This is a genomic window from Streptomyces sp. NPDC085596 (genome assembly GCF_044541565.1).
GTDB lineage: Bacteria > Actinomycetota > Actinomycetes > Streptomycetales > Streptomycetaceae > Streptomyces.
Genome location: NZ_JBITTC010000004.1, coordinates 594,469 through 616,562 on the forward strand (window position 1 = coordinate 594,469; position 22,094 = coordinate 616,562).

At 72.5% G+C, this 22,094-nt stretch carries 17 protein-coding genes and 1 pseudogene; 9 read left to right on the forward strand and 9 right to left on the reverse strand.

Annotated elements, in window-relative coordinates; all coding sequences use genetic code 11:
- Positions 1 to 178 precede the first annotated feature (178 nt).
- Positions 179 to 1,672: a hypothetical protein gene (locus ACIGA3_RS15730; protein WP_399715194.1), complete on the forward strand. Its 1,494-nt coding sequence runs from the start codon at positions 179 to 181 to the stop codon at positions 1,670 to 1,672.
- A 12-nt stretch (positions 1,673 to 1,684) separates the two neighbouring features.
- Here ACIGA3_RS15730 and ACIGA3_RS15735 read toward each other — a convergent pair whose 3' ends face one another.
- From ACIGA3_RS15735 to ACIGA3_RS15745, 3 genes are all read right to left on the reverse strand, one after another.
- Positions 1,685 to 2,947 (reverse strand): PP2C family protein-serine/threonine phosphatase, encoded by a 1,263-nt coding sequence (locus tag ACIGA3_RS15735; protein ID WP_399715197.1) that lies wholly within the window; start codon positions 2,945 to 2,947, stop codon positions 1,685 to 1,687.
- 282 nt (positions 2,948 to 3,229) lie between these two features.
- Positions 3,230 to 3,754, reverse strand: a complete 525-nt coding sequence (locus tag ACIGA3_RS15740) for a DUF4232 domain-containing protein (RefSeq protein WP_399715199.1) — start codon at positions 3,752 to 3,754, stop codon at positions 3,230 to 3,232.
- Positions 3,755 to 3,858: 104 nt separating this feature from the next.
- Positions 3,859 to 5,502, reverse strand: coding sequence for an alpha/beta hydrolase (locus ACIGA3_RS15745; protein ID WP_399715201.1), 1,644 nt, complete (start codon positions 5,500 to 5,502; stop codon positions 3,859 to 3,861).
- A gap of 311 nt (positions 5,503 to 5,813) precedes the next feature.
- On the opposite strand from ACIGA3_RS15745, the gene ACIGA3_RS15750 reads away from it, so the two are divergent.
- The 3 genes from ACIGA3_RS15750 to ACIGA3_RS15760 all read left to right on the forward strand — a co-directional run bounded on the left by ACIGA3_RS15750 (position 5,814) and on the right by ACIGA3_RS15760 (position 8,470).
- Positions 5,814 to 6,563 (forward strand): chaplin, encoded by a 750-nt coding sequence (locus ACIGA3_RS15750; RefSeq protein ID WP_399715204.1) that lies wholly within the window; start codon positions 5,814 to 5,816, stop codon positions 6,561 to 6,563.
- 212 nt (positions 6,564 to 6,775) lie between these two features.
- Positions 6,776 to 7,630, forward strand: a complete 855-nt coding sequence (locus ACIGA3_RS15755; protein WP_399715207.1) for a GNAT family N-acetyltransferase — start codon at positions 6,776 to 6,778, stop codon at positions 7,628 to 7,630.
- Between the two features lie 63 nt (positions 7,631 to 7,693).
- Entirely contained in the window at positions 7,694 to 8,470 is a 777-nt protein-coding gene (locus tag ACIGA3_RS15760; RefSeq protein ID WP_399715209.1) for a GNAT family N-acetyltransferase, read from the forward strand.
- An 8-nt stretch (positions 8,471 to 8,478) separates the two neighbouring features.
- On the opposite strand, the gene ACIGA3_RS15765 is transcribed toward ACIGA3_RS15760, so the two are convergent.
- The 3 genes from ACIGA3_RS15765 to ACIGA3_RS15775 form a co-directional block, all read right to left on the reverse strand.
- On the reverse strand, positions 8,479 to 8,745 hold the full coding sequence (locus ACIGA3_RS15765; RefSeq protein WP_399715212.1) for a GlsB/YeaQ/YmgE family stress response membrane protein: 267 nt from the start codon (positions 8,743 to 8,745) through the stop codon (positions 8,479 to 8,481).
- A 145-nt stretch (positions 8,746 to 8,890) separates the two neighbouring features.
- Positions 8,891 to 11,614 (reverse strand): glycosyl hydrolase 2 galactose-binding domain-containing protein, encoded by a 2,724-nt coding sequence (locus ACIGA3_RS15770; protein ID WP_399715453.1) that lies wholly within the window; start codon positions 11,612 to 11,614, stop codon positions 8,891 to 8,893.
- A 326-nt stretch (positions 11,615 to 11,940) separates the two neighbouring features.
- Positions 11,941 to 12,567 (reverse strand): sigma-70 family RNA polymerase sigma factor, encoded by a 627-nt coding sequence (locus tag ACIGA3_RS15775; protein ID WP_399715215.1) that lies wholly within the window; start codon positions 12,565 to 12,567, stop codon positions 11,941 to 11,943.
- Positions 12,568 to 12,669: 102 nt separating this feature from the next.
- Between ACIGA3_RS15775 and ACIGA3_RS15780 the strand changes: the two genes are divergently transcribed.
- Positions 12,670 to 13,671, forward strand: coding sequence for a MerR family transcriptional regulator (locus ACIGA3_RS15780; protein WP_399715217.1), 1,002 nt, complete (start codon positions 12,670 to 12,672; stop codon positions 13,669 to 13,671).
- On the opposite strand, the gene ACIGA3_RS15785 is transcribed toward ACIGA3_RS15780, so the two are convergent.
- Both ACIGA3_RS15785 and ACIGA3_RS15790 read right to left on the reverse strand, forming a co-directional pair.
- Positions 13,646 to 15,022, reverse strand: a complete 1,377-nt coding sequence (locus tag ACIGA3_RS15785; RefSeq protein ID WP_399715220.1) for a cryptochrome/photolyase family protein — start codon at positions 15,020 to 15,022, stop codon at positions 13,646 to 13,648. The genes ACIGA3_RS15780 and ACIGA3_RS15785 overlap by 26 nt on opposite strands.
- A 70-nt stretch (positions 15,023 to 15,092) precedes the next feature.
- The gene (locus tag ACIGA3_RS15790; RefSeq protein WP_399715222.1) at positions 15,093 to 16,679 is read right to left on the reverse strand and encodes an SDR family oxidoreductase; all 1,587 of its coding nucleotides are present in this window, start codon (positions 16,677 to 16,679) and stop codon (positions 15,093 to 15,095) included.
- A 196-nt stretch (positions 16,680 to 16,875) separates the two neighbouring features.
- Here ACIGA3_RS15790 and ACIGA3_RS15795 point away from each other — a divergent pair, with 196 nt between their 5' ends.
- Positions 16,876 to 17,043: a hypothetical protein gene (locus tag ACIGA3_RS15795; protein WP_399715225.1), complete on the forward strand. Its 168-nt coding sequence runs from the start codon at positions 16,876 to 16,878 to the stop codon at positions 17,041 to 17,043.
- Positions 17,044 to 17,111: 68 nt separating this feature from the next.
- Here ACIGA3_RS15795 and ACIGA3_RS15800 read toward each other — a convergent pair.
- Positions 17,112 to 17,411, reverse strand: a pseudogene (locus ACIGA3_RS15800) (beta-glucosidase); the annotation flags it as partial.
- A gap of 240 nt (positions 17,412 to 17,651) precedes the next feature.
- On the opposite strand from ACIGA3_RS15800, the gene ACIGA3_RS15805 reads away from it, so the two are divergent.
- From ACIGA3_RS15805 to ACIGA3_RS15815, 3 genes are all read left to right on the forward strand, one after another.
- Positions 17,652 to 19,772 (forward strand): MMPL family transporter, encoded by a 2,121-nt coding sequence (locus ACIGA3_RS15805; RefSeq protein ID WP_399715228.1) that lies wholly within the window; start codon positions 17,652 to 17,654, stop codon positions 19,770 to 19,772.
- A 150-nt stretch (positions 19,773 to 19,922) separates the two neighbouring features.
- A complete protein-coding gene (locus ACIGA3_RS15810; protein ID WP_399715231.1) occupies positions 19,923 to 21,290 on the forward strand; it encodes a sensor histidine kinase in 1,368 nt (455 codons plus the stop codon).
- Positions 21,287 to 21,958, forward strand: coding sequence for a response regulator (locus tag ACIGA3_RS15815; RefSeq protein WP_399715234.1), 672 nt, complete (start codon positions 21,287 to 21,289; stop codon positions 21,956 to 21,958). Before ACIGA3_RS15810 ends, ACIGA3_RS15815 begins: the two co-directional genes overlap by 4 nt.
- The last annotated feature ends 136 nt before the right edge of the window (positions 21,959 to 22,094 follow it).

A 22,094-nucleotide genomic window follows, 5' to 3' on the forward strand; every position in this document is an offset into this window, starting at 1 on the left:
CTCCCTGGCGCACCCTGGGGAATGTCCCTGGGCGGCCGGGCCGGGGTGGCGCTTTCCTACCTGACACCCGACGTCCACTGGCACACCATCTGGCGCACCCTGGCGAACCCTGGCGAATAGTCGCCCGGCAACCTGCACGGGGCTACTGTCAACTCAGCCGAGAACCTGGGGGCTTGACGTGAGCGGACAACCCAATACCCGGTTTGCGGACCTGTTCGGCCTGGCCGGCTGGTCCAAGGGCGAACTCGCGCGGCTGGTCAATCGGCAGGCGGCGGCCATGGGCCACCCCCAGCTGTCGACGGACACCTCGCGGGTGCGGCGGTGGATCGACATGGGAGAGATCCCGCGCGATCCGGTGCCGCGGGTGCTGGCGGCTCTGTTCACCGAGCGTCTCGGCCGTGTCGTGACCATGGAGGACCTCGGTCTGGTACGGCACGGGCGTGCGGGGAAACGGCAGGGCGACGGGAAGAGCGATGATCCCGACGGCGTGTTGTGGGCGCCCGAACGAACCGCCGCGGTCCTCACCGAATTCACGGGAATGGACCTCATGCTCAACCGACGCGGCTTGGTGGGCGCGGGTGCCGCGCTCGCCGCGGGAGCCACACTCAGCAGCGCCATGCACGACTGGTTGCACACCGACCCCACGCTCCGGGCCGACGCCCCCGTCCTCGACAACCCCCTGTACGCGGAACCCGCCGGATTCGACCGCTACGAGGCCGCCCCCATCGGGTCCCAGGAGGTCGAGGAACTGGAGGGCTCGGTAAAGGTGTTCCGGGCCTGGGACGCCGCCCGTGGCGGCGGCCTCCAGCGCAAGGCGGTCGTGGGCCAGCTCAACGAGGTGGGCGGCATGCTCGCCTACCACCATCCACCCCAGCTCCAGCGGCGCCTGTGGGGCGTCGCCGCCAATCTCGCCGTTCTCGCGGGCTGGATGTCCCACGACGTGGGTCTGGAGCCCACGGCGCAGAAGTACTTCATCATCGCCACGCACGCCGCGCACGAGGGCGGCGACCGCCCGCGGGCCGGGGAGGCGCTGTCGCGGGCGGCCCGCCAGATGGTGCATCTGGGCCGCCCGGACGACGCCATGGACCTGATGAAGCTGGCCCAGTCCGGCTCGGGGGAGGAACTGCAGCCCAGAACGAAGGCCATGTTCCACACCATCGAGGCGTGGGCGCAGGCGGCGATGGGCAAGGGCCAGGCGATGCGCCGCACCCTCGGCCAGGCCGAGGACCTGTTCGTCTCCGACCGCCAGGAAGGCCGGCAGCCGGACTGGATGCAGACCTTCAAGGACGAGGATCTGTACGGCATGCAGGCCCTCGCCTACCGCACGCTCGCCGAGCACGACCCGAGCGCGGCCGTGCACGCCCAGCACTACGCCCAGAAGGCGCTGGCGCTCAGGATCGACGGGCGGGAGCGGTCGAAGATCTTCGACCATCTCTCCATGGCCTCGGCCTGCTTCATCGCGGACGACCCCGAACAGGCGGACCGGTACGCCCGGTTGGCGCTGATGGCGATGGGAGCCAACTCCTCCCGCCGTACCTGGGACCGGCTGCGCGAGATGTACCGGCTCACCGCCGAGTACGCGAGCTATCCGAAGGTCGGCGAACTGCGGGAGGAGATCAGGCAGGCCCTGCCCAAGCCCAGGAGCCGGGACGGAGGCGCGGCGCCGGCGTAAAGAAGGTACGCGCTACCCGGAGACCCTGACGACGAGCACACAGGCGTCGCCGTGCTGCCCCGCGCCCAGCTCCCCGGCCAGCAACCGCACGCACTCCCGCGCGGTACGGGCCGTGCACAGGCGTGGGCCGAGACCGAGCAGGCGGTCCACGTCCGTGTCGTTCAGCCGGTCGGTGTGCAGTACGAGCAAGTCACCGGGTCGCAGGGTGAGTTCGTCCTGCCCGTAGGGGGAGTGTGCGCTTGGGGGCGGGTCGTCCGGTGCGGTCAGCCGGCGGCCCGTCCCATCGCGGAACAGCAGCGGGACGGGGTGGCCGGACCGCGCCCAGGTGAGGGTACGATTCTGCGGCTCGTAACGGCAGCAGACCGCGCCACGCAATGAGGTGGCTGGGCCCAACTGATCGAGTATGGCGAGCAGTCGACCGGGGCGGGTGCCCGCCAGTGCCATGCCGTGCACGGCGCCGAGCAGCGTGGCGGGGTCCGGGCCGGTGAGGTCACCGACACTCAACAGGGCGGCCCCACCCGGTAGTTCGAGCACATCACACCAGTCGCCCGCCGCCGTGACAGGAGGTGAGCCCGGCAGGTGGTGCGCCGCGAGGTCGAGAGTCGGCGGTCCCTGGATGAGACGCTGCCGGGCAGGAGGCGGTCCCGGGACCTCGCGTACCGACCTGCCGTGGAGGCGTAGTTCGCTCACGTCCCGGACCACGGCCCACATGGAGACGGTGCCGCCGTCCGCACCCAGCACGGGTTCGCCCATCATGTGCACGGTCCGCACCGAGTCGTCGGGCCGCAGTACGCGGAACTCGCCGTCGATCGGCCTGGCGTCCACCAGGCAGTCCGTCACCATCGCGGTGAGCCGCGGCCGGTCCTGCTCGTGCACCAGCGCCGGGAGTTCATCCAGGGTGAGCGCGGGTACGGACGGCTCCAGGCCGAGGATGCGGTACAGCTCGACCGACCACTCCGCCTCGTCCGTGAGGAGACCCCACTCCGCCCGGCCCACCAGGCCGAACGGCGCGCCCCCGGGTGGCGCGGCAGCTGCCGGGCCGTCCCGTAACTGCTCCAAGTGGGCGTCGAGATCATCGAGTTGATGCAGGGCGAGGTCGTACAGGGCGCGCTGCCAGCGTCCCTCGGGGTCCTGGTCCGTTCCGTTCCCGCGCACGTCCCGCCGTACGGCGTCCACGTCGCCCTTCAGTCGCCGCGTCTGCGAGATCAGCGCCTCGACCGGGCCGCGTCCTGGCGGCTGGGCGGGTGGGCGGTCCGCGGAGACTGGGGGCGGCATGACGCACTCCGAGGGGACGGTAGGGCCAGGGGGAACGGAGGGACCGCTACGACTGTGGCACAGCCCGCGATGCCCCGTAAGGGATTTGGCAACACACGATACGGGGATGCTTCAGGCATATGCCAGAGTCTTCCCGGGGTGGTCCACATGGTCCCGAAGGCTAAGCGCCGTGCCGGTCAAGTCGTAGTGAGAATACGGGACTTGGCCCATGCGCCTGGACTCCGGCACGGCACTCGGCCGGGCGTTCGCCGCTCACCTGTTCCCGTCGTCGGCTTCCCGTCGTCAGCCGAGGCCGATGGCCTTGTCGGCCTTGGCGCGCGTCGGCTGCCACCAGGTCGTCACCGGCTCCCAGACCCGGACGTCGCGCCCGGTGCCGAGCTGCGCGGCCGAGAAGGCGCGGCCCCACTGGGACGCCGAGGCCGACACACCGATCGAGGTGGACCGCCGCGCCTCCGGGTCGGCCGGGTCGCCGATGGTGCGCACCGCTCCGTAGGCCGTCTTCCCGGCGTCCAGCCGGTAGGTGCCCCGGCCGCCCTCGGGCGTCGGCAGCGCGGCCCCGTCAAGATCACCGAAGGTGATCGTGGGAACCCGGTCCACGAGACAGGCGCGGGAGCCGGAGTTGGTCACCGAGAAGCGGACGACGGTCGTCTTCCCCTTCACCGCCTTGGCGTGAAGGGTGAGCGCCTTCTCGGCGCACCGGGCGGGCGCGGCCTGGTGCTGTGGGGCGGCCTGGCCGGGCGCGGCGGCCAGCAGCAGGGCGGCGGATGCGGCGAGGACGGGCACGGTGTGGACGGTACGGAAACGCATGAAGGATGTCCCCCTGTCACGATCGGGTCCGGTCGGCGGGCTGGGGCCGCGCCTACCCAGTGTGACGCCGGACATGACCCCGGAGTTGCGGCGTCACCCTTCGCTCAGGGGTCCGTCGACACGGTGGAGCTCCACGCCTTCCCGTCCGCCGGGCACGAGCTGCCGTTGGGCGGCAGCGTGCCGTACATCAGGAAGTCGTCGACCTTGCGGTGCACACACTTGGACGAGGTGTAACCGGTGTGGCCGTCGCCCTTGTTGTCGAGCACCACGGCGGAGGAACCCAGCCGGCGGGCCGTCTCCTCGGTCCAGCGGTACGGCGTCGCCGGGTCGCCGCGTGTGCCGACCAGCAGTATCCGGGAGGACGGCACGTCCTTCACCGCGTCCCGTATGTAGTCGGTGCCCTTGGGGCGGCCGTAGCACATCAGCAGCTGGGTGAGCCGGTAGCGGCCGAAGACCGGCGACGCCGCCTCGTAGGAGGTGCGCAGCTCGGCGAGGTCCTTGGTGAGGCGGGCGGCGGAGGGCCGGTCGGGGTCGTCCGCGCAGTTGATCGCCATCAGCGCGGCCGTGAGGTTGTCGATCGGCACCTGCTGCGGATCGGTCAGGCCGCCGTTGTTCTTGCCGGACCCGTTCGCGCGCATCGGCAGTCCGAAGCCGCCCGAGGCGAAGCTGAGCACCCGGCGCGCGTCCCCGTCCTCCACCAGCGTGGCGAGCGCCCGCTCCAGGGACGGCCACAGTTCCTTGCTGTACAGGCCCGTCCCGATGGCGCCCACCAGGTCCTGGCCGGAGAAGGTGCCACCGAAGTCAGTGGGCACCGGGTTCTCGTCCAGCGAGCGGACCAGCTGGAGCACCTGCTCGTCCGCCGCCCGCCGGTCCTGGCCGAACGGGCAGCCCACGTCCGTCACACACCAGTCCAGGAACCCCTCCAGCGCCGTCTGCTGCCCCTGGGCGCCCGCCACTCCCTGCTCGGACAGCGGCTCGGTCAGCGTGTCCACGCCGTCCAGGGCCATCCGGCCGACCTTGCGCGGGAACTGGGCCGCGTAGACCGCGCCGAGCCGGGTGCCGTAGGAGAAGCCCAGATAGTCCAGCTTCTTCTGGCCGAGGGCCTGGCGTATGACGTCCATGTCGCGGGCCGCGTTCACGGTGCCTATGTGCTTGAGCACCGGCCCGGAGTACTTCGCGCACAGCTCCGCGGACTGCCTCAGCAGGGTCATCAGCTGCTGCGGGCGGCTGATGTCGACGCTCGCGTCCGGGCCGGCGGAGTCCGACGGGGGCTCCTCACCGGCGCCGCAGCCGACGGGGGAGGAGCGGCCGACCCCGCGCGGATCGAAGGCGACCACGTCGGAGCCGTTGGTGAGGTCCATGAACTCCTTGCCGCCGGCCGCCAGCTGGGTCACCCCGGAGGCGCCGGGCCCGCCGAAGTTCAGCAGCACCGCGCGGTGGGAGGAGCCGGTCGCGCGGTAGCGGGCCAGCGCGAGATCGAGCGAGCCCGCGCCGGGGTGGGCGTAGTCGAGCGGGACGGTCACCTTGCCGCACTGGAGGTCCCTGGGCATGTCCGGTCCCTGACAGCGGCCCCAGGCGATCTTCTGTTCGTAGAAGCGGGCCATGCCCGGTCGATCGGCCTGATCGGACCCGGGCTCGGCGGCCACCGCCGCGGGCAGGCTCGCGCCGAGCAGCGCCAGGGCGAGCACTCCCGCACCCGCGCCGCGCCGTACGGCGGACCGTCTGGACTGCTTGACCTTGGCCGGCATCGAACGCCTCCCAGGGCGCCACCGCCCTGAACAGGGGCGGCGCCGTCCTCACCATAAGCGGGCCCCGCACGGGTCGCCTCCCGGCCGTCCGGGTGGCGACCCGCGCTCCGGGCCGGCCGGAGTGACCTCCTCCGGCCGGGTGAACGATCCACCCATCCGCGTGGGCGGCGGGTCGACGGCTTGACGTGCGGTTCGAACGATCGTGCCCCCCGAACGGGTGAAAGCCGCACAGGCCATAACCCGAATGGTTCGGCCGCGTTCTATGTGGTGCGGGTGACTGCCCGCTACGACCTCTGGAAGGCAGGGAACCTATGAAACGGGCTACCCGAAACGGTGTGATCGGCGTCGCCGCCGCCTCCGGTGCGATGGCCATGGCCATGCCGGTGTCCGCCGCTTTCGCGGCCGGTGGTGCCAGCGCCGACGGCGCCGCGGTCGGCTCGCCCGGTGTGCTCTCCGGCAACACCGTCCAGGCCCCGGTCAGCGTGCCGGTGAACGTGTGCGGCAACAGTGTCGACGTGGTCGGGCTCCTCAACCCGGCCTTCGGCAACTCCTGCGCGAACACCGGCTCCGACGACGGCGGCGCGGTGAGCGACGGCGGCTCCGGCAGCAAGGCCGGTGGCAGCAAAGCCGGTGGCAGCCGGGCCGGTGGCGGTAACGGGGGCGGCGGCGCCACGGCGCACAGCGTCACCCAGGGCTCGCCCGGCGTGCTCTCCGGCAACGGCGTCCAGCTGCCGGTCGACATCCCGGTGAACGCCTGCGGCAACAGCGTGGACGTCGTCGGTGCCCTCAACCCGGCCTTCGGCAACCACTGCGAGAACCACTCCGAGGCGCCGACCCCGCCGCCGGTGGCGCCGCCCACCCCGCCCAGGCACCAGCCTCCGGCCCCGCCGAAGCACCAGCCCCCGGCGCCGCCGAAGACGGTCCCGCACACCCCCGTGGCACCGCCCAGCCTGGCGCACACCGGATCGGACTTCGCCGCCCCGGCGCTGGCCGGAAGCGCGGCCTTCCTGGTGGCGGGCGCGGCCCTGTACCGGCGTTTCCGCCCGGACAGCCTGCGCTGATCCCGCTCCACCACACGGCCCCACCGACCCAGCACCACTCGGTGGGGCCTTTGTAGTGCCTGCGCCCGGTACGCGCACGGCCCGTACGGTCCCGGCGTGACGCGGGGCCGTCCGATCGGGAAGGATGCGGCGCGTGCGACCGTGCCGTACGCCCTCACCGGCTCGACGGCGGCCCGGCCACGCCCCCGACCCCACGGAAACGGAGCGCAGCGATGACGTCACCGGCCCCCCAGGAGTTCACCGTCACCCAGGCCGCCCTGGACGACTGGCCGGTGATCAGCGGCTGGGCGGCGGCCGAAGGCTGGAATCCGGGACTCTCCGACGCCCCCGCCTTCTTCGCCCAGGACCCCGAGGGCTTCTTCCTCGGCCGTATCGACGGCGAGCCGGTGTCCGCGATCTCCGTCGTCAACTACGGCACGGACTACGCCTTCCTCGGCTGCTACCTCGTCCGCCCCGACCTGCGCGGCCACGGGTACGGCCTGACCACCTGGAAGACCGCGCTCGCCCACGCCGGGGAGCGCACCGTCGGCCTGGACGGCGTCGTCGACCAGCAGGACAACTACCGCCGCTCCGGCTTCGAACTCGCCCACCGCACCGCCCGCTACACTGGCCCCGCCCCGGCGGCCGAGCCGCCCACCGCGGTGCGCCACGCCCAGCCCGGCGATCTCGACGCCATCACCCGCTACGACAGCGCCTGCACCCCGGCCGACCGCCCCCGCTTCCTCGCCGAGTGGCTCACCGCGCCCGGCCACCACGCCTACGTACGCCACGACGGCGACCGCCTCACCGGCTACGGCGTGATCCGCCCCGGCGCGGACTGTCTGCGCATCGGCCCCCTCTTCGCCGACACCGCCGACGACGCGCACGCCCTGTTCGCCGCCCTCACCGCCGACCACACCGGCCGGCAGATCGCCATCGACGTACCCGAGCCGAACAAGGCCGGGGTCGACATGGCCCTCGCGGCCGGACTCAGCCCCTCCTTCGAGACGGCCCGCATGTACACCGGCCCGGTCCGCGACCACGCCGCCGAGCGCGTGTTCGGCATCGCCACGCTCGAACTCGGCTGACCACACGGCCCGTTCGGGAAAATGCCGTTGCCCGGCCCCGGCCCGGATGCTGGAGTGACCCGCATGGACCACTCCGCGGTACTCGCCCGCTACGACCATCAGATGCGGCGGAACGCCCGCCCCGACGCGCCCGGCGCCCGGATCGAGCGGGCCGGTGCCGTGGTGCGCCAGGTCGCGGGCGGGCGGGGCTGGAACGGTGTCGTCTGGTCCGGCCTCGACGCGGCCGGGGCCGACCGTGCCATCGAGGAGCAGATCGCCCACTTCACGGGCCTGGGCCGGGACTTCGAGTGGAAGCTCTACGGCCACGACGGGCCGGCGGATCTGGGCGAGCGCCTCACCGCCGCGGGGTTCCGGGCCGAAGAGCCGGAAACGCTGATGGTCGGCGAGATCGCGGAACTCAACCTGGAGGAACGCCTCCCGGACGGCGTCCGCCTGGTCCGGGCCGCAGACGCGGCGGGCGTCGATCTCGTCGTGGACGTGCACGAGAAGGTCTTCGGCGCCGACGGCACCGCCCTGCGCGACCATCTGCTGGCCCGGCTCGCCGCCGATCCCGGCACGGTCCTCGCCGTGGTCGCGCTGGCCGGGGACGAGCCGGTGGCCTCCGCCCGGCTGGAGCTCGTGCCGGGCGGGGACTTCGCCGGACTCTGGGGCGGCGGCACCGTCGAGGAGTGGCGGGGCCGGGGCCTGTACCGCGCCCTGGTCGCCCACCGCACCCGCGTCGCCGCCGCCCACGGCTGCCGTCATGTCCAGGTGGACGCCTCCGCCATGAGCCGCCCCGTCCTGGAACGCCTCGGGCTGCACGCCCTGACCACCACGACGCCGTATCTGTACAAGAGGTGACCCGAGGGTCAGTGGCGGCGGCCCAGCGTCCGGTCCAGCGCGGCGATGCCGACCGCGGCCAGGGCGATCTGGATCAGCCACTCGATCCAGTCGGGCCCGTCGGTGTCCGCCACACCCAGGCCCGCCGCGATGGCCGAGCCCAGCAGGGCGGCCACGATGCCGACGAGAATGGTGACGATCACGCCGATGTGCTGGCGTCCCGGCACGACCAGCCGCCCCAGCACACCGATGACGATGCCGATGATGATGGCGCTGATGATCCCTGATACTTCCATGTCCACCCCTAGTGGTCTCGGCCCCTGCTGATGTGGCAAGTGCCCGCTGCGGACGGACCCAGTCCACTCCGGCGCCGCCGCCCAGGAACTCCCACCGGGAGAGTGCCCGTGGCGGCGGCCGCCGACGCGGCGGAGCGGGCGGGAATCAGGAAGCGGGGACGGTGTGTTCGGGGGTGTTCCAGCCGGAGACCCGCACCCGTGGCGCCGAGCCGCGCAGGTCGGCCGTGCGGTAGGTGGCGGTGAGCGTCACCGTCTCGCCCGGCCAGAGCCCGACCTGGTTGTCCGACCAGCGCACCGGAAGCACCGGCCGGCCCTTGCCGTCGACCAGATGGACGTCGGTCAGCAGCGAGGGCGTCCGGCCGCCGCCGGTGCGGCGCAGGGTCACCGTCGTGGTGGACAGTGCGCCGGAGGACCTGGTGGCCGCGACGGCCGACACCGGGACCCGTGCCATGGAGGCGAGGCCCTTGAGGTCCGCGTAGGCGGTAGTCGGCGTGTAGTACCAGTCGGTGTGCGCCCAGTCGAGGGTGTCGGGCCTGGTGGAGAGCCAGTACACGTTCCGGCTCACCTCCCTGCCGTCCGGGCCGGTCAGCACCAGGCGCAGCAGATGGGTCCTGGAGGTGCCGCCGACCTGCCGGGGCAGCGCGAACGCGGTGTTGTGCGCACCGTCGCCGGGTACGCGCATCCCGGTCAGGGTCCGCTCGTAGCGCGGGGTGCCGTCCGGGTCGGACAGGGTGGCCCGCGCGGTGAGGCCGGTGGCGGGGGCGTGCCGGTCGTTGACGACGACCACCGAGCGGTCGTCGTAGGAGTACTGGACGTGCAGCGGCTCGCCCGCCTTCTTGGCGCCGAAGTAGGCGCCGTTCTGGTCGAGATAGCGGTCCATCAGCTGCCAGTGCAGGGAGGTCCAGCCGCTGTTGAGCATCCAGTGCACGATCCCCGTGGCCGGCTTGTCGGCGTCGTGCGCGTTGCGGCGGAACGCCTCGAACTCGGCGCGGACGTTCTCGTACTGGGCCAGCTGCGCCTTGCGTACATAGTCGGTGAGGCCGGCCGGGGCGCCGTAGCGGGCGGTGAGGGCGTCGTTGTAGAGCTTGAGGGTGGAGAAGACCGCCGAGGGGGAGCGGTGGTACTGCTTGGCCGCCGGGGTCTTCCACAGGGTGTCCAGCTCGGCCGGGGTCATCATCCGGCGCAGGGTGTCCAGGGTGGGGATGCTGGGCCCGGCGCTGGTCTCGGAGTTGAAGCCGGTGGCGCCGCCCTCGCGCTTGGCGTACCAGTAGGCGGGCGGTACCCAGTCGTAGGGGCCGCTCATCTTCATGCCCGAACTGCCCAGCTTCGGCGCGGAGTTGTCCGAGGCGGCCGGGATCACGGGGGTGGGCCAGTCGGCCGCGGTGAGGGCGTCCAGGTAGTTCTTCTCGATCTTGGCGTTCGGTGCCGCGTCGCTGCCGATCAGGAAGGAGATGACGCTCGGGTGGCCGCGCAGCCGGGCCGCCTCGGCGGCCATGGACGCCTTCGCCACCACGTGGTCGTCCGCGTCCCACTTCTCCCCGGACCCGTCCTCGTTGACCTGGCCCTCCCACTTGTCGCAGCACTCCCAGCCCGGCAGCGTCAGCACGCCGAGCCGGTCGGCCAGGTCGAAGAACTCGTCCGGCTCGATGTGCCCCTCCAGCCGGACCGTGTTCAGCCCGAGGTCGAGGACGTAACGCAGCCGGTCCTCCACATAGCCCCGGTCCCAGCGCAGGAACTGGTCCGGCGACCAGCCGCCGCCCCGGATCAGCAGCGGGCGCCCGTTGATCCGGTACTGGCGGGCGCCGTCCTTGTTCAGGGGTGCCCGGACGTCACGGATGCCGAAGGTCTCGTGCGCGGTGTCGGAGACGGTACCGGCCACGGAGGCGGTGAGCTCGAGGTCGTACAGCGGCTGGCCGCCCATCCCAGCGGGCCACCACACCCTCGGCGACCTCAGGCGCAGGCCCGGGACGTCGGCGGGGGAGAAGGCGACCGTCCGTGACTCGTGCGCGGCGAGGGCGACCCGGCGGGTGAGCGTGGCCCCGGCGACGCTGCCGGAGACCAGCGCGGTGACCGCCCGGCCGCTGTCGTTGCGGACCCGCGCCTTCACGGTCAGGCCGGCGCTGGCCAGGGACGGCACGGCCAGCTCGGTCACCACATGGGCGTCGCCCAGCGCGACCGGCCCGCCGCGCCGGACCAGGACGTCGCGGACCAGGCCCATGTTCTGGTCCGGGGGCGGCTGGAGCCAGTCGAGCCAGCCCATGCTGAGGTCCCGGTTCGGGTCGTTGGGCCGCACCCGGAAGGCGACCGTGTTCCGGCCGGGCCGCACCAGCGGGGTGATGTCCAGCTCATGCCGGGTGTACGCGCCCTTCACCTGCGCGTCCGTCGCCACCCGGTGGCCGTTGACGTGGACTTCGGCGGCCGGGACGACCCCGCTGAAGTCCAGACGGGTGCGCCGGGAGGTGTCGGACACGGTGAAGTCGGAGCGGTACCACCAGGGCACCTTGAAGTCGGCCTTCGGGATTCTGCTCAGGTTGGTCGAGCGGAAGGGGTCCGGGTAGCGGCCCTCGGCCAGCAGGGCCGCGAGGACGGTGGAGCGGGGGCCCGCGTGGTGCCAGCCGCGTGCCGGGTAGCCGGGGGAGGAGACGGCGGCCGCCGACTCGCGGACCTTGGCCGTGGACTGCAGCGCGAAGGAGGCGAGCGGGGTGGCCGTGCCCGCCGCGTCCGGGACGCGGGTGGCCCCGGAGGGCGGGCGCGGCGCCGGGGCGCGGTCCTTCGGGCCCGCCCAGGCGGTGGTGGTGAGGGTGCCGATCAGGCCGAGGAGCGCGGCGGCCGTGGCGAGGCGGCGGCCGGGGGCGGGGCGAGCGGACAGGGCGGACTCCAGCCTCGAGAGGTCACGGAACGCTGTGGCCCGGCTCAAGCTAGAAAGCGCCGCGAACCGTGTCAAAGACCTCCGGCCGGGACGCGCCGCCCCCGCGCACGAGGAGGCCGGTCCGCTCCGGCGGACCGGCCTCGCGTCCTTCGTTGTCGATGGGGGGCTGCGTACGGTCCTCCTTCCGTCGAGCCGAGCGGACTCGACCGCGTCCGGTGGGCCAGCGGTGGAGTGCCGCGTATCGCGTATCCGTCCATTCTGCGCCTTTTATTCCCGTATGGGTAGGGGTGTTCAGGCAATACTTCACACGGAATTCGCGCCCCCGCTCAGCCGCCCGCTTCCACCGGCTCCGGCCGCTCGATGCCGTGGCGCAGCCGGTGCAGGCCCCGGCGCGCGTGGCTCTTCACCGTGCCCAGCGGCCAGCCCGTCCGGGCAGCGATCTGCGGCTGCGTGAGGTCCTCGTAGAAGGCCAGGTAGAGCACCCGCCGCTGGGCCGCAGGCAGTCGCCCCAGCTCGCGCCGGACCAGGAGCCGGTCGAGCACCGTCTCCGGGTCGGCGGAGGTCTCGGCGGTGAGCGCGGTACGGGACAGGGACGCGGCCGCCGCCGCGACCAGCTCGCCCCGGCGGGCCCGGGCCGCCAGCGCGTCGAAGATCTTGCGCCGGGTGATGCCGACGATCCAGCCGCCCAGCGGCCCGCGCTCGGGGCGGTAGCCCGAACGGCCCCGCCACACCCCGAGGAACACCTGCTGGGTCACGTCCTCCGCCTCACCGGCGTTCCCCAGCGCGCGGCGGGCGAGCGCGTACACCAGCGAGGACCAGCGCCGGTACACGGCCGCGAGACAGTCCTCGTCCCCCGCGGCCAGGCCCCGCGCCAGCTCCTCGTCGTCGCACCCGTCCCCGGCCGGGGCCACGGGCGGCGCGGCGGTGGCGGACGGGGTCGGATACGAGGTCATGACCTGGCTCCTCGGGTGGGACGGTCAGGTCATCGTGTGAGGCGGCCGGTGCGGGCGACAACTCGCGTCGTTTCTGCGTCGTTCCCGGCGTACAGTCGACGTATGGACGACCAAGCCGAGGTTCCGGTACCCGGAGCCGGGCTGACCACGGGCGCCCTCGCCCGCAGACTCGGTGTCTCGCCCACCACCCTGCGCTCCTGGGACCGCCGCTACGGCCTCGGCCCCGCCACCCGCGCCGACGGCAGACACCGCCGCTGGACGCCCGACGACGTGGCCGTGCTGGAGTCGATGTGCCGGCTGACTTCCTCGGGCGTACCGCCCGCCGAGGCCGCCCGCGCCGCGCGCGACGCCAGGCAGCCGCCTGGCGACCGAGCCCAGACCCCCGTGCTCCGCTCCCGCGCCCCCGGCGCACTGCCCCTGGGAGACGTGCGCCAGGAGTGCCGGGGACTGGCCCGCGCCGCCGTCCGCCTCGATGCCCCGGCCGTGGAGGAGCAGTTGGACGGTGTCGTCGCCGAGTACGGCATCACCGTCGCCTGGCAGGACGTGATGGCGCCCGCCCTGCACGCGGTGGGCCGCAAGTGGGTCTCCTCGGGCGACCGTTACATCGAGGTGGAGCACCTGCTGTCCTGGCACGTCTCCACCGTCCTGCGCCGCCACACCCCCCGGCTCGGTCCGGCCGGCACCCCCGTGGCCGGGCCCGTCCTGCTCGCCTGCGCCCCCGATGAACAGCACACCCTCCCGCTGGAGGCGCTCAACGCCGCGCTGGTCCAACACGGCGTCCCCACCCGGATGTTCGGCAGCGCCGTCCCCGCCGACGCGCTCGCCGCCGCCGTACGGCGCCTGGGTCCGGCCGCCGTCGTGCTCTGGTCCCAGGCCCGCCCCACCGCGAGCCTGCCGCTGGCCCGGCATGTCGCGGCCATCGAATGGGGCGTACGCGGCGCCCGCGGGCAGACCCTGATGATGCTCGGCGGCCCCGGCTGGGCCGGCCGCTCCTGCCAGGGCATGCTCCGCCCGACCGGCCTCGCCGACGCCCTCGACACCCTCACCGCCGCCTACGGCACCGAGCCCGCCCGGGACCTCACTCCAGCCCGCGTGCGTGCTTGAACCGTTCCAGCCCGTCCCTGAGGTCGACCACCGGGTCCGGGTAGTCCGCGATCGCCGCCCGCTCCGACCCGCTCAGCTTCCACGGCTCGTGCACCGCCGGGCCCTCCACGTCCGCCAACTCCTCGACCCAGTAACGGACGTAGGCGCCGTCCGGGTCGTACCGCTTGGCCTGGGCCGTCGGATTCAGCACGCGGTTGGGGCGGGTGTCGGTGCCCGTGCCGGCCGTCCACTGCCAGTTGAGCTGGTTGTTGGCCACGTCCCCGTCGACCAGCAGGTCCAGGAAGTGCCGGGCGCCCACCCGCCAGTCCACGTACAGCGTCTTGGTCAGGAAACTCGCGGTCAGCAGCCTGCCCCGGTTGTGCATCCAGCCCTCGTGCCGCAACTGCCGCATCGCCGCGTCCACGATCGGGTAGCCGGTACGGCCCTCCCGCCACGCCTCGATGTCCGCCTCGGCCTTCCGCCCGGTGCGCCAGCGGTCGCGCCTGGTCCGGTAGTCGGCGTGGGACACCTCCGGCCGCACCGCCAGCACCTGCCGGTTGAAGTCCCGCCAGGCGACCTGCCGTACGAACGCCTCCGCGCCCGCACCGCCCTCCAGCCGGGACCGGTGCACGAGTTCCACCGGCGAGACGGTGCCGAAGTGCAGATGCGGGGAGAGCCGGGAGGTGCCGTCGCCGGCCAGGTCGTCGTGCCGGTGCTCGTACTCACCGATCCCCGAGCGCAGCCAGGCGGCCACCAGCCGACGAGCCTCCGCCTCCCCGCCCTCGGCGAGCCCCGGCGAGGTGCCCGACACCGCGCCGCGGGACGGGAGTTCCTCGGACTTGATGCCCTCCGGCACGCTCACCTTCCGGGGCACGCCGAGCGGGTCCCGCAGCGACTGCTCCGACCAGCGCCGGAAGTACGGGGTGAACACGGCGAAGTGGTCCGAGGCCGTCGGGGTCACCACGCCGGGCTCGACGGCACCGGTCACCGTGTCGTGGACGTGCAGCCTGCGCCCGTCCGCCTCCAGCGCGCGGCGCAGGGCGTGCTCGCGGCGCTGCGCGTAACCGCTGGCGTCGGCGGCCATGTGCACCTCGTCGGCGTCCGCCTCGGCGACCACCTTGCACACCTCGGTCACCACGTCCCCGGAGCGCACCACGAGCCGGCCGCCGCGCTCGCGCAGCCCGGCGTCCAGGTCCCGCAGGCAGTCGGCGAGGAACGCCAGCCGGTTGGGCGCGGCGAAACCCGCGCCGTCGATGCCGTCGTCGCGCACGAACAGCGGCACCACCTGCCGGGCCCCGTCCAGGGCCGCGCGCAGCGGCGGATGGTCGTGCAGACGCAGATCGGCGGTGAACAGGACGACCGAGGTGTTCATCGAACGGCTCCGGAGCAGGGGATGCGGACGGTGGACTCTTCCGGGCGAGGGCGCCGTACGGACGCGTCCGTCAACGCCGCGCCCGCCTTCTCAGCCTCCGGTTCCTCAGACCCAGGTCCTTCAGCCCCCGTTTCGCGAGGCTCCGGTTCTTCATCGTGGGCATGGGACCGTGGACGGCGGCGCGCGCGATGTTGCGGGCCATCCCCCCGAACACGATCGCGTGGAACGGCGACACGGCCCACCAGTACGCCTGGCCGAGCAGCCCGCGCGGATGGAACACCGCCCGCTGCCGGTACCGGCTGCGTCCCTCGCCGTCCGGCTCCGCGTACATCTCCAGCCAGGCGAGTCCCGGCAGCCGCATCTCGGCCCGCAGCCGCAGCAGATGGCCCGGCTCGATCTCCTCGACCCGCCAGAAGTCCAGCGAGTCGCCCACCCGCAGCCGCTCCGCGTCCCGGCGGCCCCGGCGCAGCCCCACCCCGCCCATCGCCCGGTCCATCCAGCCGCGCAGGCTCCAGGCGAGCGGGAAGGAGTACCAGCCGTTGTCGCCGCCGACCCCCTCGATCACCCGCCACAGCCGGTTCAGCGGCGCGTCCACCAGCGTCTCGCGCTCGTCGGTGTACAGGCTGCCGCCCGCCCAGTCCGGGTCGGTCGGCAGCGAGTCGCTCGGCGCGCCGGGCACCGACGCCGACGACCAGCGGGTGACCACCTTCGCCTCCCGCACCCGGCGCAGGGCCAGCTGGACCGCCTCGTCGAAGGTGAACGGATGCCCCGGCGGGTCGGGCAGATACCGCCGGATGTCGTGCTCGCGGCACACCACCTCGTAGCGCAGCGACTCGGTCAGCGGGCGGGCGATGGACGCGGGCACCGGGGTCACCAGCCCCACCCAGTGGCTGGACAGCCCCGGCGTCAGCATCGGCACGGACAGGATCAGCCGGTGCGGCAGGTGGGCCAACCGCGCGTACCTGAGCATCATCTCCCGGTACGTCAGGATGTCCGGGCCGCCGATGTCGAAGGTCCGGTTCACGTCCTCCGGCAGCCGCGCGGAGCCCACCAGCAGGCGCAGCACGTCCTTGACGCCGATCGGCTGGATACGGGTGTGCACCCAGCTCGGGGTCACCATCACCGGCAGCCGCTCGGTCAGATAGCGCAGCATCTCGAAGGAGGCCGAGCCGGAGCCGATGATCACCGCCGCGCGCAGCACCGCTGTCGGCACACCGGACGCCATGAGGATGTGACCGACCTCCGCACGCGAGCGCAGATGCGGGGACAGTTCCCGCTCCGGCACACCGGCCGGTGTGAGACCGCCGAGGTACACGATCCGGCGTACCCCGGCCGCCTTCGCCTGCTCACCGAAGACACGGGCCGCGAGGCGGTCGGTCGCCTCGAAGCTGTCTCCGCTGCCGAGCGCGTGCACCAGGTAGTACGCCACGTCGACGTCCCGCATCGCCTCGGCGAGCGAATCAGGGTCCGTGACATCCCCCTTGACCACCTCCACGTCACCGGCCCACGGGTGGTCGCGCAGCTTGCGGGGGGTACGGGCCAGACAGCGCACCTGGTACCCGGCGGCGAGCAGCTCCGGTACGAGCCTGCCCCCGATGTAGCCGGTGGCACCGGTCACCAGACAGCGGAGCCCGCCCGTGGAGTCGTCGTCGTTCATCGTTTCCGGCTCCTTGGCATCAATCGTTCGCCCGTGGTCCGCCACGGCTCCCGGTGATCCCTTCCCGCCGGGCGCGATATGCGGATGCGGGTTGTGCCGGATGGCGTACACGGGCATGTCCGAGTGATAGCCGGGCAGCCGGTGAGGTACAGGTTCTGTGTCCCGTCCGAAAGTTCCGCCGGAGGTGTCCGCCGCCATGACTGCGAAGGTGCTGGAGAGTTTTCCCGCAGGCTCACCGCGCGGCTCCTGGCCCGCGGAGGAATACGCCGCCGCCCGCCGGGCCGAGGGCGAGCCCGCGACGGTGATCATGGACCTCAAGTCGGACGCGTTCCTGGTCGTGATCGAGGGCCGCGCGGACGACTAGGGCCCGTATCGAGTCGTGATCAATTGGTGGTCCGGGTGAGGTCTTTGATCCAGATCACCGCCGTACCGCTCGATCTCTCTTACGGAGAAGGGGAGTTCGGCGGGCATCGTCAGTCCGCCGAACTCGATCTCCGAGCCCTGGGGCGCGCCCACCCTGGTCGGGGCGTAGCAGTTGATCCCGTACCAGTCGACCGGCTCCGAGATGACCTTCAGGCCGACCTCGACGTCGCCTGGCATCAACTCGCCGAGGCCGTCCGGGTATTGGCCCGTCGGCACCGGGTCCGCGAACAGCCGGTTGAGGAGGAGGCCGTAGCAGGCCGCCGCCTCCAGGTCCTCCGGCTCCTCGGGCGCGGGCCAGGTCGGCCGGGCCCCTCGCGCCCTCCCGGCGGGGGATTGATTTCTGCTGCGGGTCGGTGAGGGCTGGTCGCGCGGTTCCCCGCGCCCCTTCCGGGGCGGCGCGCCGTCCGCCGACTACTCCCCAGGGAGTAATCCGCACCCGCTGTCGCCCCCGGCAGTACGCGTCACCTCGCCCTCCCGCCCGACGAAAGCCGTGGTTCTCACCGGAAGTCTGGGGACCGAAGCAGACGTCACCCGGAGGGAGATCGGTCAATGAGGGCCGCAGAGACAACCACGACGAGGACGGGACGCAGGCGAGCCGTTCCATGGGCGGTGCTCGGGCTGTGGATTGCCGTGATCGCGCTCGTCGGGCCGTTCGCGGCGAAGCTCGCCGACGTGCAGCACGACAAGGTCACCGACTACCTGCCGGCGAGCGCGGACTCGACGCGAGCGGCGAAGATCGAGGACAAGTTGCCCGGGGGCGAGACCACCGAGATGGTGCTCGTCTACCACCGGGACGGCGGGCTCAGCGCCGCCGACCGGAAGACCGCGGCCGGGCAGGTCGCGGAGATCACGCGGCAGCACGAGCTGATCGGCGGTGCTCCCAAGGGGATTCCGTCCAAGGACGGCACGACCCTGATGTACCCGGTCGCCAGCAATGAGCCCGGGGCGAACGAGGCGCAGCGGGACAAGCTCGTCAACGACGTCCGCGAAGTCGCCCAGGGCGAAGGCGGGTTGAGCGTCGACGTGGGCGGCACCGGCGCGCTGGCCACCGACTCCGGCGCGGTCTACGACTCGCTCGGCGGACCGCTGCTCTACACCACCGTCGCCGTCGTCGCCGTACTGCTGATCCTTATCTACCGCAGCCCCGTGCTGTGGCTCGTGCCCCTCGTCGTCGCCGGGATCGCCGACTACATGTCCATGGGTGTCGCCTACGGCCTCAACCAGGCCTTCGGCACGACCGTCTCGGGGCAGAGTTCGGGTGTGATGACGATCCTCGTGTTCGGGGCGGGCACGGACTACGCGCTGCTGCTCGTCTCGCGCTACCGGGAGGAGCTGCGGCGCTTCGAGCGACCGTACGAGGCCATGGTCGCCGCCCTGCGCGGCTGCGGGCCCGCCGTGCTCGCCTCCTCAGGCACCGTCGCCGCCGGACTGCTGTGCCTGCTCGCCGCCGACCTCAACAGCAGCCGGGGCATGGGCCCGCTCGGCACCGTCGGTGTGCTGTGCGCGCTGATCGCGATGATGACCCTGCTCCCCGCCATCCTCGTAGTGGTCGGACGGCGTGTGTTCTGGCCGCTCGTGCCCGTCTTCGGGAGTACGCCCAAGCAGCGGCGGAGCCTGTTCTCGGCGATGGGCAGCTCTGCCGGACGCAGGCCGCTGACCGTACTCGCGAGCGGTGCCGTACTGCTCGGCGCCCTCGCCCTGGGCTCGCTCAACCTGCCGGGACCGCTCAAGCAGGAGGACTCCTTCGTCACCAAGCCGGAGGCCGTCGTCGCGATGGAGACCCTCGCCAAGTCCTATCCCGGGCAGGGCAGCCAGCCCATCGACGTGATCACCCCGCAGGGGCGCGCCGACGAGACCCTCGCGACCGTCCGTGGCACACCGGGCGTCGGCAGCGCGGAGAAGGGGCGTACGGGAGACGGCTGGACCGAGATCTCCGTCTTCGCGAAGAGCGCACCCCAGTCGGCGGGGGAGACCGCCACCATCAAGTCCCTGCGGGACGAACTGAAGGGCTCCTACGTCGGCGGGGACAGCGCCCAGCAGATCGACCTGGAGGTCACCAACGCCCGGGACACGAAGATCGTCGTGCCGCTCGTCCTCGTCTCCGTGATGCTCATCCTGATCGGGCTGCTGCGGAGTCTGGTCGCACCGCTGCTCCTGGTGGTCGCGGTCGTCGCGGTGTGGGGTGCCTCCCTCGGGATCGGCGGACTGGTCTTCGAACCGCTCCTCGGCCTCAAGGGCACCGATCCGGGGCTCGGACTGCTGTCCTTCGTGTTCCTGGTCGCCCTCGGCGTCGATTACGGCATCTTCCTCATGCATCGGATGAGGGAGGAGTCCCTGGCGGGAGCAGAACCGACCGCGGCGGCACTCACCGCGCTGCGCACCACCGGCGGCGTCATCGCCTCCGCCGGACTGGTCCTCGCCGCGACCTTCGCCGTGCTGACGAACATGGGCCTGGTGCAGCTGGTCCAGCTCGGCTTCGTGATCGCCGTCGGCGTCCTGCTCGACACCTTCCTCGTACGGACGTACCTGGTGACCAGCGCCAGCGTCGCCCTGCGCCGGAAGGTGTGGTGGCCGGGCGTGCTCTCACGGGAGCCCGACCCGGCCGAACGGACCGGACCGGCCGGACCGACCGAGCCGCCGCGGCAGGCGGAAACCGTCGGCGCACCCTGAGCACGCTGATCGAACGCCTCGATCGAGCAATCTGATCGAACGCTCTGATCCAGCACGCCGATCGAGCACCTTGATCCGGCGGGCCCGCCCGGGTGCCTCTCCTTCCTGAGGGGCGCCCGGGTTCCCGCACGAGTACCGGAAGATGGAGCCGTGGAAGAACGGGGAACGACCACTGTCGCACGCGACCGGTCGGCGGCGGAGACGACGGCCGGTGGCGGCGGGCGGTCCCGTCGCGTCGAGCACATCATGTCCGCCATCAACCGCGAACCGCTGACCGCACCACACCGCACCCGCAACGACGCGGTCCTCGCGCTGGGCGTCGCCGTGCTCGCCGTAGCCATCGCCCTGACGGGCGGCGAAGGGATCCCGCCCGACCATCTCGGCTGGACGCTGCTGCTCGCCGGGCATGTGCCCCTCGTATGGCGGCGCCGCCGTCCGGTGGTGGCCCTGCTCGGGGTGGTGGCCTGCGTGGCTCCGTACTACGCCCTCGACTACAACCCCGCCCTGCCCATCCCCGCGACCATCCTGGCGCTCTACACCGTCGCGGCGACCGGCACCGTACGCCGCACGCTGATCACCGGTGTCGCCGTCCTCGGCCCGACAGTGATCAGCGACGGCCTCACCAACCCGAAGGGGGCGCCGGAGTCCCTGGAGATCTCCGGCTGGATCATCGCGGTCCTGTTCATCGGTATCGACGTCCGCTACTACCGCTGGTTCGTCGCCTCCATCGTCGAGCGGGCCGAACGGGCCGAACGCACCCGGGAGGAGGAGGCCAGGCGCCGCGTCGCCGAGGAACGGCTGCGGATCGCCCGTGACCTGCACGACCTGCTCGCCCACAGCATCACGCTCATCGGCGTGCAGACGTCCGTGGCGGCCCACGTCCTCACCGCCGACCCCGATCGCCTCGACCGCAAGGCCGTCGCCCAGGCACTGGACGACATCGCGGGGACCTGCCGGACCGCCCGGGGGGAACTGCGCACGACGCTGGAGGTGCTGCGGGCGCAAGACACGGTCGTGGGAGTGGGCGCGGATCCGGGAGCGGGGGCCGGTTCCGTGTCCGGTTCTGTTTTTGGGGCCGAGGACATGCGGGGGCCGCTGCCCGGGATCGACGGACTGGCCGGTCTCGCGGAGACCGGCCGGGTGGCCGGGGCCAAGGTCGAACTGTCCGTCCGCGCGGACGGCATCCCGCCCTCCATAGGCGCCGCCGCGTACCGGATCGTGCAGGAGGCGCTCACCAACGCCGTACGTCACGGTGGCCGCGAGGACCTCACCGTGCGGGTGGGTCTGTGGACCGCGGACGGCGCACTGCGGGTGAGTGTCAGGGACGACGGGACGGGCGGGAACGCCGGCTCGGGCGGCGGGGTGGGCCCGTCCGACGGCAGGCCGGGGTTCGGGCTCGTCGGAATGCGGGAGCGGGCCCGTAGCGTGGGCGGGACACTGGACGCCGGTCCGGGGCCCGCTGGGGGCTTCGAGGTGACCGCCACACTGCCGCTGTCCCGGGAGGACGAGGTCCGATGACCATCCGCGTACTGCTGGCCGACGACCAGAACCTCGTACGGGCCTCCTTCGCGATGCTCGTCTCGTCGGCCGGGGACATGGAGGTCGTCGCCGAGGCGGGCACCGGGCGGGAGGCCGTGGCGCTGGCCCGGTCGACGCGGGCCGATCTCATCGTGATGGACATCCGCATGCCCGACCTCGACGGGATCGAGGCGACCCGGCTCATCGCCGCCGACGAGGATCTCGCGGGGGTGAAGGTGCTCGTCCTGACGACGTACGAGACCGACGAGCACATCGTCGAGGCACTGCGGGCCGGGGCGTCCGGCTTCCTCGTGAAGGACATCAGGCCGGCCGAACTCCTCGACGCCATCCGGACGGTGGCCGCGGGGGAGTCCCTCCTCTCGCCCGGTCCCACCTCGCGGCTGATCGCCCGCTTTCTGCGCGCGCCGAACACCGTGACGACATCCGCAGTGGGCGGGCCGAGCGGGCTGTCCGAACGGGAACGGCAGGTGCTCGCGCTGGTCGCGCGCGGTCTCAACAACTCCGAGATCGCCGATGCGTTGGGACTCAGCCCGCTGACCGCCAAGACCCATGTCAGCCGGATGATGGGCAAGTTGGGGGCGCGGGACCGGGCACAGCTGGTGATCGTGGCGTACGAGTCGGGGCTTGTGATACCGGGGACTGCCTGAGTTCGGGCCGACTCCGGGCCGACTCCGGGCCGACTCCGGGCCGACTCCGGGCCGACTCCGGGCCGAGCTCGGGTTGCGTTCCGGGGGTCTGTTGTGCGATCCCTCAACTCCCTGTGTTTGCACGGGCATTGCTCTG